At 40.1% G+C, this 18,501-nt stretch carries 11 protein-coding genes, 6 tRNA genes, 3 rRNA genes and 1 pseudogene; all 21 read left to right on the top strand.

All coding sequences use genetic code 11. The features are described 5' to 3' along the window. Window positions 1-403 precede the first annotated feature (403 nt). The 21 genes and pseudogenes from R8495_RS03875 to dnaJ all read left to right on the top strand — a co-directional run bounded on the left by R8495_RS03875 (window position 404) and on the right by dnaJ (window position 18,497). Window positions 404-1,970 (top strand): 16S ribosomal RNA (locus R8495_RS03875). Window positions 1,971-2,021: 51 nt separating this feature from the next. Next, window positions 2,022-2,094: transfer RNA gene (locus R8495_RS03880), tRNA-Ala, on the top strand. Window positions 2,095-2,276: 182 nt separating this feature from the next. Then, window positions 2,277-5,181, top strand: a 23S ribosomal RNA gene (locus tag R8495_RS03885). A gap of 55 nt (window positions 5,182-5,236) precedes the next feature. After that, window positions 5,237-5,353 (top strand): 5S ribosomal RNA (rrf, locus tag R8495_RS03890). The 16S, 23S and 5S rRNA genes sit together here with 6 tRNA genes alongside, the layout of an rRNA operon. A 4-nt stretch (window positions 5,354-5,357) precedes the next feature. Then, window positions 5,358-5,430, top strand: a tRNA-Val gene (locus R8495_RS03895). 34 nt (window positions 5,431-5,464) lie between these two features. After that, a tRNA-Leu gene (locus R8495_RS03900) sits at window positions 5,465-5,547 on the top strand. Window positions 5,548-5,557: 10 nt separating this feature from the next. After that, a tRNA-Thr gene (locus R8495_RS03905) sits at window positions 5,558-5,630 on the top strand. A 3-nt stretch (window positions 5,631-5,633) separates the two neighbouring features. Then, window positions 5,634-5,705, top strand: a tRNA-Gly gene (locus R8495_RS03910). A gap of 10 nt (window positions 5,706-5,715) precedes the next feature. After that, window positions 5,716-5,801: transfer RNA gene (locus tag R8495_RS03915), tRNA-Leu, on the top strand. A gap of 81 nt (window positions 5,802-5,882) precedes the next feature. Beyond that, the gene (locus R8495_RS03920; protein WP_317636253.1) at window positions 5,883-6,350 is read left to right on the top strand and encodes a ribosome maturation factor RimP; all 468 of its coding nucleotides are present in this window, start codon (window positions 5,883-5,885) and stop codon (window positions 6,348-6,350) included. A 15-nt stretch (window positions 6,351-6,365) separates the two neighbouring features. Further along, a pseudogene (nusA, locus tag R8495_RS03925) lies at window positions 6,366-7,433 on the top strand (transcription termination factor NusA); the annotation flags it as partial. 22 nt (window positions 7,434-7,455) lie between these two features. After that, window positions 7,456-7,749 (top strand): RNase P modulator RnpM, encoded by a 294-nt coding sequence (gene rnpM / locus R8495_RS03930; RefSeq protein ID WP_425613255.1) that lies wholly within the window; start codon window positions 7,456-7,458, stop codon window positions 7,747-7,749. A 53-nt stretch (window positions 7,750-7,802) separates the two neighbouring features. Next, on the top strand, window positions 7,803-10,418 hold the full coding sequence (infB, locus tag R8495_RS03935; protein WP_425613261.1) for a translation initiation factor IF-2: 2,616 nt from the start codon (window positions 7,803-7,805) through the stop codon (window positions 10,416-10,418). Between the two features lie 16 nt (window positions 10,419-10,434). Continuing rightward, on the top strand, window positions 10,435-10,794 hold the full coding sequence (rbfA, locus tag R8495_RS03940) for a 30S ribosome-binding factor RbfA (protein WP_317636255.1): 360 nt from the start codon (window positions 10,435-10,437) through the stop codon (window positions 10,792-10,794). Then, window positions 10,791-11,672: a tRNA pseudouridine(55) synthase TruB gene (truB, locus tag R8495_RS03945; RefSeq protein ID WP_317636256.1), complete on the top strand. Its 882-nt coding sequence runs from the start codon at window positions 10,791-10,793 to the stop codon at window positions 11,670-11,672. Before rbfA ends, truB begins: the two co-directional genes overlap by 4 nt. Next, window positions 11,659-12,594, top strand: a complete 936-nt coding sequence (locus R8495_RS03950; protein WP_317636257.1) for a bifunctional riboflavin kinase/FAD synthetase — start codon at window positions 11,659-11,661, stop codon at window positions 12,592-12,594. Before truB ends, R8495_RS03950 begins: the two co-directional genes overlap by 14 nt. Then, window positions 12,591-13,760 (top strand): radical SAM family heme chaperone HemW, encoded by a 1,170-nt coding sequence (gene hemW, locus R8495_RS03955; RefSeq protein ID WP_317636258.1) that lies wholly within the window; start codon window positions 12,591-12,593, stop codon window positions 13,758-13,760. The genes R8495_RS03950 and hemW overlap by 4 nt, the downstream gene beginning before the upstream one ends. A gap of 59 nt (window positions 13,761-13,819) precedes the next feature. Beyond that, window positions 13,820-14,869: a heat-inducible transcriptional repressor HrcA gene (hrcA, locus tag R8495_RS03960; protein WP_317636259.1), complete on the top strand. Its 1,050-nt coding sequence runs from the start codon at window positions 13,820-13,822 to the stop codon at window positions 14,867-14,869. Continuing rightward, a complete protein-coding gene (gene grpE / locus R8495_RS03965) occupies window positions 14,866-15,450 on the top strand; it encodes a nucleotide exchange factor GrpE (RefSeq protein ID WP_317636260.1) in 585 nt (194 codons plus the stop codon). Before hrcA ends, grpE begins: the two co-directional genes overlap by 4 nt. Before the next feature lie 8 nt (window positions 15,451-15,458). Continuing rightward, window positions 15,459-17,309, top strand: coding sequence for a molecular chaperone DnaK (gene dnaK, locus R8495_RS03970; protein ID WP_317636582.1), 1,851 nt, complete (start codon window positions 15,459-15,461; stop codon window positions 17,307-17,309). Window positions 17,310-17,333: 24 nt separating this feature from the next. Further along, complete coding sequence (dnaJ, locus tag R8495_RS03975) at window positions 17,334-18,497, top strand: molecular chaperone DnaJ (protein WP_317636261.1); 1,164 nt, start codon at window positions 17,334-17,336, stop codon at window positions 18,495-18,497. Window positions 18,498-18,501: the final 4 nt, after the last annotated feature.

The following is an 18,501-nucleotide window of genomic DNA, read 5'->3' on the forward strand; positions in this document are numbered from 1 at the left end:
GGCCGAAAAAAGGAAAAAGGTCAAAAAAGCGGTCAACGAAGAAGAACGAAAAAAGGTTGAAAAAAAAGAGTTGACAGAGGTTGTTAAACGAGGTAATATATAAAAGTTGTCGCGAGCGAGCGAAGAGTTGAAAGAAGCTAGTAGCGGTGAGGGATGACGGAACATTTGCTCTTTGGAAACTGAACAAGTCAAGCTCAGAAGTGAGATGAAAATCTTTTTGAGAATACCAGGAGGTAGAGATACCGAGAAGGTAGAGAAGAGAGAAGTAGTTAAACTTCGAACCCCTGTTGAGGAGATCAACAGCGAGAGAGACTCGAAAAACCGACGAGAGGGTCGTAAAACCACAAAGGATAACGAGAATTATTGAAAAGCCAGTAAGGTTTAAGATAATGAGTTAGAGAAATCAAATGAGAGTTTGATCCTGGCTCAGGACGAACGCTGGCGGCGTGCCTAATACATGCAAGTCGAGCGAGGGAAGCAGAGGAAACCTTCGGGTGGAATCAGTGGAACTAGCGGCGGATGGGTGAGTAACACGTAGGTAACCTACCGAATAGACGGGGATACCATTTGGAAACAAGTGCTAATACCGGATAGAGCAGATAATCGCATGATTAACTGAGGAAAGGGCGGCTTTAAGCTGTCGCTAATCGATGGACCTGCGGCGTATTAGCTAGTTGGGGAGGTAAAGGCTCACCAAGGCGATGATACGTAGCCGACCTGAGAGGGTAAACGGCCACATTGGGACTGAGACACGGCCCAAACTCCTACGGGAGGCAGCAGTAGGGAATTTTCCACAATGGACGAAAGTCTGATGGAGCAACGCCGCGTGAGTGAAGAAGGTTTTCGGATTGTAAAGCTCTGTTGTTAAAGAAGAAGGGTGAGTAGAGTAACTGCTATTCACTTGACGGTATTTAACGAGGAAGTCACGGCTAACTACGTGCCAGCAGCCGCGGTAATACGTAGGTGGCGAGCGTTGTCCGGAATTATTGGGCGTAAAGGGAGCGCAGGCGGTTTAATAAGTCTGATGTGAAAGGTCATAGCTCAACTATGGACGTGCATCAGAAACTGTTAGACTTGAGTACTAGAGAGGTCAGTGGAACTCCATGTGTAGCGGTGAAATGCGTAGATATATGGAAGAACATCAGTGGCGAAGGCGGCTGACTGGCTAGTAACTGACGCTGAGGCTCGAAAGCGTGGGGAGCGAACAGGATTAGATACCCTGGTAGTCCACGCCGTAAACGATGAATACTAAGTGTTGGAGGGTTTCCGCCCTTCAGTGCTGCAGCAAACGCAATAAGTATTCCGCCTGAGTAGTACGACCGCAAGGTTGAAACTCAAAGGAATTGACGGGGGCCCGCACAAGCGGTGGAGCATGTGGTTTAATTCGAAGCAACGCGAAGAACCTTACCAGGTCTTGACATCTCCTGAGGTACTAAGAGATTAGTATGTTCCCTTCGGGGACAGGAAGACAGGTGGTGCATGGTTGTCGTCAGCTCGTGTCGTGAGATGTTGGGTTAAGTCCCGCAACGAGCGCAACCCTTATTTTTAGTTGCCAGCAGTAAGATGGGCACTCTAAAGAGACTGCCGCAGATAATGCGGAGGAAGGTGGGGATGACGTCAAATCATCATGCCCCTTATGACCTGGGCTACACACGTGCTACAATGGATGGTACAACGAGTTGCGAACTCGCGAGAGTAAGCTAATCTCTGAAAGCCATTCTCAGTTCGGACTGTAGGCTGCAACTCGCCTACACGAAGTCGGAATCGCTAGTAATCGCGGATCAGCATGCCGCGGTGAATACGTTCCCGGGCCTTGTACACACCGCCCGTCACACCATGAGAGTTTGAGACACCCGAAGCCGGTGAGGCAACCTTTTCGGAGGAGCCAGCTGTCTAAGGTGGAGCAGATGATTAGGGTGAAGTCGTAACAAGGTAGCCGTAGGAGAACCTGCGGCTGGATCACCTCCTTTCTAAGGAAAAAGGAAAGCTTGACTTGTTTAGTTTTGAGAGAGCGAAGTGTTGGGGGATTAGCTCAGTTGGGAGAGCGCCTGCTTTGCACGCAGGAGGTCAGCGGTTCGAACCCGCTATCCTCCATTGACCGGGAGTAGAAGAAGTACGAGAGTATGGAAGCTAAAGAAGGTCAGTGAGACTTGGAGATTGAAAACTGAATATCTACTAAAAGTTGATAGTTGAGAGACTATTAACGAAATAAAGAAGCCACATTGCGCGTTAAGAAGAAGTCCGAGAGGATGGAAACGAGACGAAAAAGAGTCAAAGGTTAAGAAGAAAAGGCGCACGGTGGATGCCTAAGCACCAGGAGCCGATGAAGGACGGAACGAACACCGAAATTCCGCGGGGAGCTGTAAGTAAGCTATAATCCGCGGGTATCCGAATGGGGAAACCCAGATATCTGGAAAGGTATCTACTTAATACTGTAAAGGTATTAAGGGGGAACGTGGGGAACTGAAACATCTAAGTACCCACAGGAAGAGAAAGAAAGATCGATTTTCTTAGTAGCGGCGAGCGAAAAGGAAAGAGCCCAAACCAGCAGTTTACTGTTGGGGTTGTAGGACTGCCATTAAGGTTGGAATAACTAGTTGAAGTTGCGTGGGAAAGCACACGATAGAGGGTAAGAGTCCCGTAAACGAAAGTTAAGAAGAGTGAGGCAGGATCCTGAGTAAGGCGGGGCACGTGAAACCCCGTTTGAAGCAGGGAGGACCATCTCCCAAGGCTAAATACTACCTGGTGACTGATAGAGAAACAGTACCGTGAGGGAAAGGTGAAAAGAACCCCGGAAGGGGAGTGAAATAGATACTGAAACCGTGTGCTGACAAGTAGTCAGAGGCCGTTAAAGGCTGATGGCGTGCTTTTTGTAGAATGAGCCGGCGAGTTATGTTTACGTGCAAGGTTAAGTTGAGAAGACGGAGCCGAAGCGAAAGCGAGTCTGAAAAGGGCGCGAGTACGTAGATATAGACCCGAAACCAAGTGACCTACCCATGACCAGGTTGAAGGTAAGGTAAAACTTACTGGAGGACCGAACCCACGTATGTTGAAAAATGCGGGGATGAGTTGTGGGTAGCGGTGAAATTCCAATCGAACTTGGAGATAGCTGGTTCTCTCCGAAATAGCTTTAGGGCTAGCCTGGAGGAAAGTATAGTGGAGGTAGAGCTCTGTTTGGACTAGGGGCCAGTCAATGGTTACTGAATCCAGATAAACTGCGAATACTGCTATAATAATCCTCTGGAGTCAGACAGTGAGTGATAAGATCCATTGTCGAAAGGGAAACAGCCCAGATCACCAGTTAAGGTCCCAAAATACATGCTAAGTGGAAAAGGAAGTGGGGTTGTAGAGACAACTAGGATGTTGGCTTAGAAGCAGCCATCATTAAAAGAGTGCGTAATAGCTCACTAGTCGAGTGACCCTGCGCCGAAAATGTACCGGGGCTAAGCATGATACCGAAACTGTGGATGTGCATGAAGAATGTACGTGGTAGGAGAGCGTCCTATATGCGGAGAAGCTGTATCGTGAGGAGCAGTGGAGCGTATAGGAGTGAGAATGCCGGCATAAGTAGCGAGAAATAGGTGAGAATCCTATTCACCGAAAGACTAAGGTTTCCTGGGGAAGGTTCGTCCGCCCAGGGTTAGTCGGGACCTAAGGAGAAGCCGAGAGGCGTATCTAATGGACAGCAGGTTGATATTCCTGCACTATATATGACTGATTGAGCGAAGGAGTGACGCAGGAGGATAAGTACGCATGCTGATGGAAATGCATGTCTAAGTATCGAGTCAGGGAAAGAGAGAAAAGCTTTTTTCTGATAATGGTGAGATACGAATGGGAGCGAAATAAAGTAGCGAAGGTACAGATTTCACACTGCCGAGAAAAGCTTCTAGTGAGGGAGTATATACCCGTACCGCAAACCGACACAGGTAGTTGAGGAGAGTATCCTAAGGTGAGCGAGAGAACTCTTGTTAAGGAACTCGGCAAAATGACCCCGTAACTTCGGGAGAAGGGGTGCTGATTAAGAGATTGATCAGCCGCAGTGAAAAGGCCCAAACAACTGTTTATCAAAAACACAGGTCTCTGCTAAATCGTAAGATGAAGTATAGGGGCTGACGCCTGCCCAGTGCTGGAAGGTTAAGGGGAGCTGTTAGGAGCAATCCGAAGCAGTGAACTGAAGCCCCAGTGAACGGCGGCCGTAACTATAACGGTCCTAAGGTAGCGAAATTCCTTGTCGGGTAAGTTCCGACCCGCACGAAAGGCGTAATGATTTGGGCACTGTCTCAACAAGAGACTCGGTGAATTTATAATACCCGTGAAGATGCGGGTTACCCGCGACAGGACGGAAAGACCCCATGGAGCTTTACTGCAGCTTGATATTGAACATTTGTGTAATTTGTACAGGATAGGTAGGAGTCAATGAAACTTGGACGTCAGTTTGAGTAGAGACGCTGGTGGGATACTACCCTGATTAGATGAGTGTTCTAACCTACTACGAGAGATAGAGGGACAGTGTCTGGCAGGCAGTTTGACTGGGGCGGTCGCCTCCTAAAGAGTAACGGAGGCGCCCAAAGGTTCCCTCAGAATGGTTGGAAATCATTCGCAGAGTGCAAAGGCAAAAGGGAGCTTGACTGTGAGACCTACAAGTCGAACAGGGAGGAAACTCGGGCTTAGTGATCCGGTGGTACCGCATGGAAGGGCCATCGCTCAACGGACAAAAGCTACCCTGGGGATAACAGGCTTATCTCCCCCAAGAGTTCACATCGACGGGGAGGTTTGGCACCTCGATGTCGGCTCATCGCATCCTGGGGCTGGAGTTGGTCCCAAGGGTTGGGCTGTTCGCCCATTAAAGCGGTACGCGAGCTGGGTTCAGAACGTCGTGAGACAGTTCGGTCCCTATCCGTCGCGGGCGTAGGAAATTTGAGAGGATTTGTCCTTAGTACGAGAGGACCGGGATGAACATACCGCTGGTGAACCAGTTGTCTTGCCAAAGGCATAGCTGGGTAGCTAAGTATGGAATAGATAATCGCTGAAAGCATCTAAGTGAGAAACTAACCTCAAGATGAGATTTCCCATACCGTAAGGTAGTAAGACTCCTCTAAGAAGAAGAGGTAGATAGGCTGGGAGTGGAAGTACGGCGACGTATGAAGCGGACCAGTACTAATAAGTCGAGGTCTTAACCGGGACGAGAGTAATGTGGTGAAGTAGATATTTAGTTTTGAGTGTCGAAGGACACGAGTGTGGTGGCGAAAGCAAGAAGGAAACACCTGTTCCCATTCCGAACACAGAAGTAAAGCTTCTTAACGCCGAGAGTAGTTGGTGCGTAAGTGCCTGCGAGGGTAGGAAGCTGCCACACAATTGGAGGTTTAGCTCAGTTGGGAGAGCGTCTGCCTTACAAGCAGAGGGTCACAGGTTCAAGCCCTGTAATCTCCACTTGAGTCAATTTTGACTCGATAAGTTCCACATAGCGGGTGTGGCGGAACTGGCAGACGCGCAAGATTTAGGTTCTTGTGTTGTTTCAACGTGGGGGTTCGAGTCCCTTCACCCGCACTTTTCCGAAGCCGACTTAGCTCAGCTGGCAGAGCATCTGATTTGTAATCAGGGGGTCGGAGGTTCGAATCCTCTAGTCGGCATTTGCGGAAGTAGTTCAGTGGTAGAACATCACCTTGCCATGGTGGGGGTCGCGGGTTCGAATCCCGTCTTCCGCTTTGTTGCTTTGCCGGGGTGGCGGAATAGGTAGACGCACAGGACTTAAAATCCTGCGGTAAGTGATTACCGTACCGGTTCGATTCCGGTCCTCGGCACTTATTGTTTTTAGGTAAGAAAGATTAAGTGAGCAAATATTGCTCACTTTTTGTTTATATTGGATCAAAGATTGGATTGAGATGAATGAATTAAAAGATAAAGTAAAAGAAATTGTTAACCATATTTTATTGGATTTAGAAAGCAGTCTTCAAATTTATGAAATTAATTATTATCGTGGACGTGATAGTATGGTTTTGCAAGTTTTACTTCAAAAAAACCAGCCAATTGGACTTGATGAATTAATTGAAGTTAATCAGTTACTTTCTGAAGCTTTAGATCAAATTGACGATCAATTTTCGGAGCCTTATACTCTTGATGTTGCATCTGCGGGCTTAGAAAGAGAAATTAAGGATAAGGATGATTTGCATCAAGCCTTAAACAGTGATATCAAAGTTAATTGCTATCGAAAGTTTAATGACAAAAAAATTTACTTGGGTAAGTTGAATTCTTTCGATGACCAAGAGATTTTGGTTGAGCAAAGAGATGGAAAATCTATTAAAATTCCATTTGAGTATATATCTAAAATAAATTATGCTTTAATAATGTGAAAGAGGAGCTAAAAATTGTCACAAGAAGTTTTAAAAGCACTGAAAGTCTTAGAAGAAGACAAAGGTGTTAAAAAAGAAGTGGTCATTGATGCTTTGATACAGGCTTTGAAAGCTGCTTACAAAAAACATTATGGTCAGAATCAAAATGTAGATGTAGTTTTTGATGAAGAAACTGGCGAGGTTCATGTTTATCAAATTAAAGAAGTTGTTGATCATGTATTCGACAATCAGTTGGAAGTTTCAATTGAGGATGCTCAAGGTATAAATAAAGGTTATGAACTGGGTGATCAAATCAAGTTTGAAGTTACACCTAAAAACTTTGGTCGTCTTGCGGCCCAGAGTGCTAAGCAAGTTATTTTACAAAAGCTACGCGAAGAAGAAAGAAGCGCTGTTTTTCAGGAATATGCAAATTATGAGCACGAGGTTATGCAGGGGTTTGTACAACGAGAAGACAGCAAGTATGTTTACGTTAATTTAGGGAAAGTAGAAGGAGTCATGGGAAAAACTGACCAGATTCCTGGAGAGCATTATGAACCTTTTCAAAGATTAAAAGTTTATGTGAGTAGCGTAGAGAACACGACCAAAGGTCCAAGAATTGTTGTTTCTAGGACGAGTCCTGAACTGGTTAAAAGGCTTTTTGAACAAGAAGTTCCTGAAATTTATAAAGGGACGATTGAAATTGTTTCAATTGCTAGAGAACCAGGTGATCGAAGCAAGATTGCAGTTAAATCAAATGACCCTAATGTTCCAGCTGTTGGGACAACAGTGGGCCAGCGTGGCCAACGGGTTCAAAATATTGTTGACGAATTACACGGTGAGAATATGGATATCATCGAATGGCAAAAGGATCCGATTGATTTCATCGCAAATGCTCTTAAACCAGCTGAGGTGATCGCAGTTCAGTTTTTGGCTGACGATGAGAATAGTTGCTTAGTCATTGTTCCTGACGATCAATTATCTTTAGCTATTGGGAAAAAAGGACAAAATGCGCGTTTAGCAGCGAAATTAACTGGTTATAAAATTGATATTAATCCAGAATCAGATGTAGAATTTACTGATGATGAGGATTCAAATAGTGTTGAGTGAAAATAGGAATTGAATTGGCATGAAAAAAGAAGCTTTAAGGATGGATCTGATTACCAGGCAAATGTTCCCTAAAAAGGAATTAGTAAGAATTGTTCGGACAAAAGATCAAGACATTAAAATTGATCCAACTGGGAAAGCTCCTGGTCGTGGTGCTTATATAGCGATGGATTTAAAGAATATTGAAGTTGCCAAAAAAAAGAAGATTTTTGACCAAGCTTTTGGTTTGAAAATCGAAGATAGTTTTTATCAAGAATTATTTGAGTATATTGAACATAAAATTGCACGTAATGAATTATTCAGGAGTAAAAAATGAGTAAAAAATAAGTGTAGTTAAGAAGAGGTTGTAGGAGGTATATTTTGGCTAAAATAAGGATTTATGAAATAGCGAAGGAACTGGGCAAGCCATCGAAGGAATTAGTAGAAAAAGCGAAGTCTTTAGATATCGATGTGAAGAGTCATATGTCAGTAATTAGTGAAGACGATGCGAATAAACTTAAACAAAGTGTTAACAATAATTCCTTTCAAAAAATGAGAAATTCAAAACCCGCTGATATTAAGGGGAGTGAACCCAATAATGATGTAGGTAAAACAGAGGGTAAAAATAAAGCCAGTAAAGCGAAGATTAAAATTAGTGTTCGAGCAATCCGTAAACCTAATCAAGTGCCCCAAAACAATAATAAGAATCGAAATAAAAACGATTCAAAAAATGGACAAAGAAAAAACAATAATAAACAAGCAAATGTTGCTTTTGATGCTAAGGCTCGCGCTGATTCACTTAAAAGAAGGCAGAATCAAGAACTTTACGAGAAGACTTTTGAGCAAAATTTAAATCCTCAACAAAATGTAGTAAAGTCGGTTAAACATCGAAATCAACCAGCAGTAGTGAAAAAACAAGAAAACAAAGAGATAAAAAAATCCGTGCCAGAAAATTCTGTGAAAAAAACTTATACTGAACAAAACAAACGAGTTGAAACAAATAAAACAGATAAGAGTAACCAACCGAAATACAAACAGAATTCAACGCTTTCTCGCAAAGAGTTTACTAAACCTGATCTGAAAAAAGAGAACCAGTCGGGGGAGTTTTGGAAGAAGAAAAATAATACTAAAAAGAAAAATTCTTCTAGTGAAAATGCTTATAATAAGCGTCCTGATCGTAAAGGTAGAAAGCAGAAAAATAAAGCAAGAACAAATGTTGTTGTTACAGCAAGGAAAGAAAGGCCGTTGCCAGAAATTTTACAGTATACAGAAGGAATGAATGCTCAAGATCTTGGAAAAATTCTTCACCGAGAACCGACTGAAATCGTCAAAAAATTATTTATGTTAGGTATTATGACTAACCAAAATCAATCACTTGAAGATGATACAATTGAGCTTTTAGCAACTGATTATGGAATTGAGGCACAAAAAGTAGTCCCTGAAGATATTGGGGATTTAGATAAATACTTTGAATTAAGTGATAACAATCAGAAGGATTTGAAGAAAAGGCCTCCCGTTGTTACCATTATGGGACATGTTGATCATGGAAAAACGACGCTATTAGATCGTTTAAGACACACTCATGTCACTGAAGGTGAAGCAGGAGGGATTACGCAACATATCGGAGCTTATCAAGTTGATATTGAGGGACGTTTGATCACTTTTCTTGATACCCCAGGGCATGAAGCATTTACTGAAATGAGAGCTCGAGGAGCAGATGTTACCGATATAATTATTCTTGTTGTTGCAGCCGACGATGGAGTCATGCCGCAAACGATAGAGGCAATTAATCATGCGAAAGCCGCAAATGTGCCTGTTATTGTTGCGGTTAATAAAATTGATAAACCAGGAGCTAATCCTAATCACGTAATGGAACAACTTAGCGAGTATGAGCTTATTCCTGAAGATTGGGGTGGGAATACAATTTTTGTTAATATTTCCGCAAAAACTGGTCAAAATATTGATGAAGTTTTAGAGATGGTTAATTTACAAGCTGATATTTTGGAATTGAAGGCTGACCCAGATCGTTTAGCTGTGGGAACAGTTATTGAAGCTAAATTGGATAAGGGAAGAGGTCCGGTGGCAACTCTGATCGTTCAAGAAGGAACCTTGCATATTGGTGATCCTTTAGTTGTTGGAAATACGTTTGGTCGTGTAAGAAGTATGACTAACGATCGCGGTCGGCGAGTAAAATTGGCTACCCCTTCCACTCCCGTTGAGATTACAGGATTAAATTCGGTGCCCGATTCTGCTGATAAATTTGTTGTATTTGAAGACGAAAAAACAAGTCGGCAAGTGGGAGAAGAAAGGGCAAAACGGGCTGAGTTAAATGATCGTCAAAAAGCCCATCGCGTTACTATCGACAATCTTTTTGACTCAATGAGTGAAGGCGAGTTGAAAGAAGTTGCAGTGATTATAAAAGCTGATGTTCAAGGGTCAGTTGAAGCATTGAGGCAGAGTCTTGAAAAAATTGAAGTTAAAGGAGTCAGAGTTAATGTGATTCATTCAGCTGTTGGGGCTATTAATGAAAGTGATGTTAGTCTAGCAACGGCGGGTAATGCAATTATTATTGGATTTAATGTCCGGCCGACTTCTCAAGCTCAGCAAGAGGCTGATTCTGAAGATGTTGATATTCGTCTTCATAGTGTCATTTATAAAGCTATTGAAGAAATTGAATCAGCTATGAAGGGGATGCTTGAACCCGTTTATCAAGAGAAGGTTACCGGAACTTTAACAGTTCGAGAAATTTTTAAAGTATCGAAACTCGGTACAATTGGGGGTTCACTTGTTGACCGTGGATTTATTCAAAGAGATAGCGGAGTTCGGTTAATCAGAAACGGCGTAGTAATCTATGAAGGTAAACTAGCATCTTTGAAGCATTATAAGGATGATGTTAAAGAAGTTAAAGCTGGTGAAGAGTGCGGAATTATGATCGAAAATTACAATGATATCAAGGTTGATGATCAGATTGAAGCCTTTATTATGGAAGAGATTCCGACAGTTTAAGCGAGGTGTTTAAAAGATGCGCTATCGAGTAGATCGTTTAGAAAACGAAATACAGAAACAAATCGGCGAAATTATTATTCAAGATTTGAACGACCCGCGGCTTAATGGAGTTACAGTCACCGGGGTAGATCTTTCGCATGATTTGAAAAATGCTAGAGTTTATTATAGCTTTTTGGGACATTTAGCGAGTACGGCGAATAAAACTCAAAAAGGGTTGGTTCAGGCAAAAAAGAGAATTAGATATTTGCTGGGAAAAAAATTATCTATTCGACAAATCCCGGAAATTGAGTTTGTGCACGATGGTTCTTTTGATTATGCTGATAAAATTAATCAGATAATTAATCGAATTGAAGGCGAAAGTGAAGATAATTTATGATTAATGGGGTAATTCCGGTTTATAAAGAAGCAGGAAATTCAAGTTTTTTCTATGTTAATCAGGTAAAAAAAATCTTTAATCAAAAAAAGGTTGGTCACACAGGAACCCTTGATCCAATGGTTACAGGTGTTTTACCAATTTGTTTGGGAGCAGCGACTAAATTAGTCCCTTTTTTGATGGAAAAAAAGAAATCTTACGCTTGTACTATTTTACTGGGTCTTGCTACTGAGACAGAGGATCTAGAAGGGAACATCGTTGCTAAAAAGGCAGTTGATGAAGCTATTTCCCAAGGAGAACTTGATCGAGTTTTGTCATCATTTAAAGGGAAGAACTATCAAGTTCCTCCCTTTTTCTCTGCAGTGCGTTACCATGGGAAACATTTATATGAGTACGCGCGAGAAAATATTTTTATCCAAAAACCTCCTCGTGAGCTAGAAATTACACAAATTAATCGTACATCTGACATTAAATTTAATGATGATCGGACTTGTGAATTTAGTTTTGAAGTAGTTTGTTCTAAGGGAACTTATATTCGAACCCTTTGTACTCAAATCGGATCAGAGCTCGGATATCCGGCTGTAATGAAAAAACTGGTTCGAATTTCTAGTGGAGGATTTAAATTGGATGAGGCAGTGCCTATTAACCAAATTAAAGAAAAAGTTTATTCAATAGAAGATGTTTTAAAAGAATTTCCAACAGTACAATTAAGTGAAAAGCAATTTAAATTGGTGTCTAACGGAGTCAGGTTATCATTGAAGCTAGACGACGAATTTGTCGCCCTAAAGTTTCATGAAAGAATAGTTGCTATTTATAAAAAACAAAACGGTGAGTTTTGCGCCTCAACAATGTTTTTGGACAATATCAATGGAAATAATTAAAATCAAAGATCAAGATCAAATAAAATCATTGAGTTTAGATCCGAATGTAATGACTTCTGGTTTTTTTGACGGAGTTCATTTAGGTCATCAAAAATTAATTAAACGGTCACGCGAGTTGGCTGACAATTTAGGTTTGCCTTTAGTTGTTCTAACTTTTTGGCCGTATCCAAAACAGTTTTATGTAAAAGTTGATCAACCATATCCAATTTTAACTTCACAGGAAGATAAGTATGCTATTTTCTCAGATTTGGGAGTGGATTTGGTTTTAGAAGTTGTTTTTAATTCCCAGATTCAAAAGATGTCACCGCAAGTTTTTGTGGATAAATATCTTAAGTCAGCAGCAGTTAAAGTTTTTATTGCAGGAGCGGATTTTTCTTACGGAAAACATGATGTGGCAAACATGGATCTTTTGCCACAATATGCTCAAAATGACTTCGGCGTTAAAAAAGTTTCTTTCATAGAATATGAAGGAGAGAAAGTTTCTTCTTCTCGGATCAGAAATGAAATTAAAAAAAATAATTTTGAAATGGTGAAACATCTTTTGGGACGCCCTTATACTGTTAAGGGTAAGATTGTAACAGGAGCTCAAGTCGGACGGACAATTGGTTTTCCAACTGCAAATCTTGACAATTCAGCCAATTACTTGATTCCAAGCGACGGAGTTTACTTTACAAGAGTTGAAATTGACAGAAATTATTATTGGGGAATTACTTCCGTGGGTGATAAGCCAACTTTCGATGGAAATAAACGATTTATTGAGACTTATATTTTGGACTTTAACCAGGATATTTATGGCAAAAAAATGTCTCTAGAATGGCTTGAGTTTGAACGACCGCAAATAAAGTTTGAATCTGAAGAGCAATTAATCAGGGCAATTGAGCAAGATGAAATGAAGATGAGGAGATACGTTCAAACAAGATGACGGGTATTTATATTCATATTCCATTTTGTGATCATATTTGTTTTTACTGCGATTTTCCCAAGGTATTAAAACAGGGACAGCCAGTGGACGCTTATTTAAGGATGCTTTTAAAAGAGATTAAAAAAGGTCTTGCGCTCAGGCCCACTTATCTACCTGAAACGTTATATATCGGTGGTGGTACGCCAAGTGCAATTTCAAGCAGCCAACTGGCTTTTCTTTTAGGCGGAATCAGGGAACTAGTGGACCTTAATCGACTAAAAGAATTTTCAATGGAGACAAATCCTAATGATCTAAATGATTTGGAAAAATTAAAAATTATGTTTGATCATGGAGTGAAAAGGATTAGCATTGGAGCGCAAAGTTTTAATGATGAAACGTTGAAACGAATTGGGCGCACTCACGATCGTAATTCAATTATTAAAGCAGTTGAAAATGCCCAGCAAGTGGGCTTTAAAGATATAAGTTTAGACTTGATGTTTCGGCTACCAGGACAGACATTCGAAGAGTTTAAAGAAAACTTGAGACAAGCACTCGATCTGGGAGTTAATCATCTTTCGATCTATTCATTGATTTTAGAGCAGCACACAGTTTTTCATAATCTTTTACTTGAACATCGACTTAAGTTACCCGATTATGAGCAAGATCGAAAAATGTATGAATATGCAATGGAGCAGTTACAAAAAAACGGGTGGCATCAATATGAAATAAGTAATTTTGCTAAGGATGGTACTGAGTCGCTTCATAATAAATTATATTGGCAAAATGAAAATTATTTTGGTTTTGGTGCAGGCGCACATGGGTACTTAAGCGGAGCTCGAATTCAAAATAAACAGGTTATTGGATCTTATATTAATGATTTAGAGATTAATGAAATGCCTATTTTAAAAACTCGTCAATTGACGAAGCAAGAGCAAATTGAAGAAGAGATGTTTTTAGGCTTAAGATTAAATCAAGGCGTTGATTTAGTGAAGTCATCTCTTAAATTCAACGTTGATTTATCCAACATCTATCGTGATCCGATTGACGAATTATTGGCCAAAGGATTAATTGAACAAAATGAAAGTAAAATTCGACTTAGTTCTGAGGGCCGATATTTTGCAAATGATGTTTTTTCAGCGTTTTTATTGGACAAATCAGCTAGAGATAACTTGACATTGGAAGAGTGAGAGAGTAGTATATAGTCGTTAGCACTTGAAAAGTGAGAGTGCTAAAAAGAGGTGATTTAATGTTAAGTAAAAGGCAAAGAATCATTCTTAAAGAGATTATTGTCAATTATGCAGTGAGTGGTCATGCGGTTGGTTCTAAATATCTTCAAAGTGCCTCAGGGTTAGACGTATCATCTGCAACAATTAGAAATGAAATGGCAGAACTTGAAGGTCTGGGTTTAATTGAGAAGACGCATCTTTCTTCTGGTCGAATTCCGTCACTAGATGGTTTTCATTACTATTTTGAAAATATTTTAAGACCAGTTGACGTTTCAAAAGAATTGCGTGCAAAGATTAAAGCGTTTATGCAGCAGGCAGAAAGTAAACAAATTGATGATATGATCAAAGAGTCGACAGAATTGTTATCGAAAATGACCGATTATATGTCAGTTTCTTTTAGTCCTGAAGCATCCTCTTCTAAAATTGAAGATTTTCAGATTATGGTTCTTCAAAATCAGAAGGTGATCTTGCTTGCAACTGATAATTTTGGCCGAATTGCTGAACAAATTGTTTTCCTGGATGCTAAAATTTTAGGACTATTTACAGCCATAGCCAAAAGATTGGAAGCGAACTTAGTTGGCAAGACAATCAAAGAGGCAAAGGATTGTTTACTTGAATTTGAAACTGAGGATGAAGATCAATCTATTATTGAATTGTTGAAGGTGTATGTTGATCGAATCCTTGATGATTTGGCAAGAGATCACTATTATATTGAGGGTGAGTATAATTTGCTAAATTACGTTCACGATGAATCACCGGATACGATTAAACAGATCATTACTTTTGTTAATTCGAACAGTGATGACTTTATGAAATTAATAAAAAAGATTGGGTTATCCAGCGGCAGTAACACAAGAATACAATTTGTTCCACATTTAATGAATGCGGATTTTGATGATTTTATTCTAATTAGTGCACCCTTTGATACAAAGTACTTACAAAGTGGTATGTTAGCGGTTCTTGGACCGCAGATGATGCCTTACAGTAAAATGTTAGCAATTGTTGATACTTTTCGAGATGAATTACAGGAACGCATCAACAGTATTGAAGATATGGATAAAGAGGTGTGAAGACAACAGTGAATGATGCTGATGATTTAAAAAATAAGAATCCAGATTCAGAAGAGTTAAAAGAATCTGGTGATCAACAGACAACTCAAAAAGAATCCGAACATCATAATGTTCAGGTTAAAGAGTTAGAGCAAGAAATTGCAACACTTAAAGAAAAAAATGATCAACTGCAGGATCAATTTCTACGTTCACGAGCGGAAATTGCTAATATGAACAATCATTTTAAGAACGAACGAGCTCAGCTTTTGATGTACGGCGGACAAAACTTGGCTAAAGATATTTTGCCAGGAATTGATAATTTAAAGAGAGCACTAGCTACTAAAACTGATGGAAAATCTTCTGAGCAATTAAAAAAAGGAATTGAGATGGTTTTTAATCAGTTGAGTGAAGCTTTAAAAAGTAACGAAATTATTGAAATTGCAGAAACTGGAGTGGAGTTTGATCCAACAATCCACCAAGCGGTTTCTGTAGTTGAAGCAACAGACGATGAAAAACAAAATATGGTCAAAGAAATTTTACAGTCTGGTTATAAGTTAAAGGATCGAGTAATTAGACCAGCAATGGTCGTTGTAACTAAATAAAAAGGGGTATTATTATGGCAAAAATAATTGGAATTGACTTAGGTACTACTAATTCAGCAGTTGCGGTTCTAGAAGGAGACGAACCAAAAATCATTACTAACCCAGAAGGTAATCGGACAACTCCTTCAGTTGTAGCATTTAAGGATGGTGAAATCCAAGTTGGTGAAGTGGCTAAACGCCAAGAACTGACAAATCCTAACACGGTTATCTCAGTTAAAAGGCATATGGGTGAACCTGGATATAAGGTTAATGTCGATGGCAAGGAATATACTCCGCAAGAAATTTCAGCAATGGTCTTACAATACATTAAGAAATTTTCTGAAGATTACTTAGGTGAAACTGTTACTCAAGCAGTTATCACAGTTCCTGCTTACTTTAATGATGCTCAAAGACAAGCAACAAAGGATGCTGGTAAAATTGCAGGCCTTGATGTTGCTCGAATTATTAATGAACCAACAGCATCTGCTTTAGCATATGGTCTTGATAAAGGTAAAAATGATGAAAAAGTCATGGTTTACGATTTGGGTGGTGGAACTTTTGATGTTTCAATTCTTGAGTTAGGCGATGGTGTTTTCCAAGTTCTTTCAACTAATGGTGATACAAATCTTGGTGGTGATGATTTCGATCAACGAATCATGGACTGGATGGTTGAAGAATTTAAGAAATCAAACGGGATTGATCTTTCAAAAGATAAGATGGCAATGCAACGTTTGAAAGATGCTGCTGAAAAATCTAAGATGGAGCTTTCAAGTACAACTACAAGTTCAATCTCTCTACCGTTTATTTCAGCTAACGATAGTGGTCCCATTCATTTGGAAATGACTTTAACGAGAGCCAAATTCAATGATTTAACTAAAGATTTGGTTGAAAAGACGATGATCCCAATGGAAAATGCGTTGAAAGATGCTGATTTAACTAAAGGTGACATCGATAAAGTCATTCTTAATGGTGGTTCAACTAGAATTCCAGCGGTTCAAGATGCGGTTAAAGAGTGGACTGGCAAGGAACCAGATCACTCAATTAACCCAGATGAAGCAGTTGCATTAGGTGCTGCAATTCAAGGTGGGGTTATCTCAGGAGACGTTAAAGATGTTGTTTTACTTGACGTTACTCCATTGTCACTTGGAATTGAAACAATGGGAGGAGTATTTACTAAATTAATTCCACGGAATACGACGATTCCAACAAGTAAATCTCAAGTTTTCTCAACAGCTGCTGATAATCAGTCCGGAGTTGATATTCACGTTCTTCAGGGTGAAAGACCAATGGCTGCAGATAATAAAACCCTTGGAAACTTCCAATTAACGGATATTCCGCCAGCTCCAAGAGGAGTTCCTCAAATTGAAGTTAAGTTTGATATCGACAAAAACGGTATCGTAAACGTTTCTGCTAAAGATCTTGGCACTAATAAAGAACAAAAAATTACGATTAAGTCTTCTAGTGGTTTATCAGATGATGATATTGATCGGATGGTTAAAGAAGCACAGGAAAACGAAGAAACAGATAAGAAGCGTAAAGAAGAGGCAGATTTACGAAATGAAGTTGATCAGCTAATTTCGACTTCTGATAAGACTTTTGAAGAACTCAAAGGTAAAGTTAGCGACAGTGATTTAGATGAAGCTAAGAAACTCAAAGAAGAGTTAGACAAAGCTCAAAAAGATAATAATCTTGAAGAAATGAAAGCAAAGAAAGACGCTTTATCTGAAGTTATGCAAAAGATGACTGTTGAAATGTATCAAAAAGCTCAACAGGCTCAACAAGCTCAAGGACAAGCTGGTGATGATTCGGCAAATACTTCTGATTCGTCCAACAATGGTGATGATAAGACTGTTGATGCTGATTTCGAAGAGAAAAAATAATAAATGAATTGAGGCGTGAATTTAATGGCCCAAAAAGATTACTATGAAATTCTGGGCGTTAGCAAAGACGCTTCAGAGGCGGAAATAAAAAAAGCTTACCGGGAGTTAACCAAGAAATTTCATCCAGATATTAACCATGAACCCGGTGCTGAAGAAAAATTTAAAGATATTAACGAAGCTTACGAGGTTTTATCGGATCCTAGTAAAAAGGCTCAGTATGATCAGTTTGGCTCAGCTGATCCAAACGGAGCTGGCGGTTTTGGACAAGGATTTAGTGGCTTTGGTGGCGGAACTCAATATACTACAAGTGGCGACTTTGGTGATTTCGAAGATATTTTGAATTCGTTTTTTGGCGGCGGTGGTAGTAATTCAACTGGCCGCAGCTCAGGTCCTCGTAAACAAAAAGGTAGCGATCTAGAATATCGGGTTAATCTTAAATTTGAAGATGCGATTTTCGGTAAAGAGGAAGATATTACGTATGAACGGATGGATCGTTGCCAGACTTGTCACGGTAATGGAGCAAAGCCAGGAACTAAGCCGGAAGAATGTTCTAATTGTCATGGTAGTGGTTATGTGGTTCAACAAGTTCAAAGCCTTTTTGGAGTCCAACAGACTCGGCGAGTTTGTCCGGTATGTCATGGAGCTGGTCATATCATTAAAGATAAATGCTCAACTTGTAGTGGCCGCGGGGTAACTCGTCAATCTAACACGATATCTGTTAAAATTCCAAAAGGAATTGATAACGGCCAGCAACTAGTTAAGGAAGGTGCTGGCAATGCAGGAGCATTGAATGGCGAATACGGCGATTTATATGTTGATATCCATATCGCACCTTCTAAAAAATATCAGCGTAAAAATTATGACCTTTATAGTGAAGAAACCATTAATTACGCGCAAGCTGTTTTAGGTGATAAAATCACGGTGGATACTGTTTACGGTCCAGGTGAAATGACAATTCCTGCCGGAACACAGCCTAACACAGTAATGAAAATTAAAGGTAAAGGCGTTCCCCATTTAAATTCTAATGGTGTTGGAAATCAATTTGTGACGGTTAAAATTCAAATTCCTCGTAAGCTAAATGAAAAACAAAAGAAGGCTTTATTGAATTATGTTCAAGTGATGGGTGAAGATAAACCTAACGATGATAATTCGTTCTTTAGCCGGATGCGAGAGCGCTTTGATCTATAAATGA

The organism is Xylocopilactobacillus apicola, assembly GCF_033095985.1.
In the GTDB taxonomy this organism is placed as follows: Bacteria; Bacillota; Bacilli; order Lactobacillales; family Lactobacillaceae; genus Xylocopilactobacillus; species Xylocopilactobacillus apicola.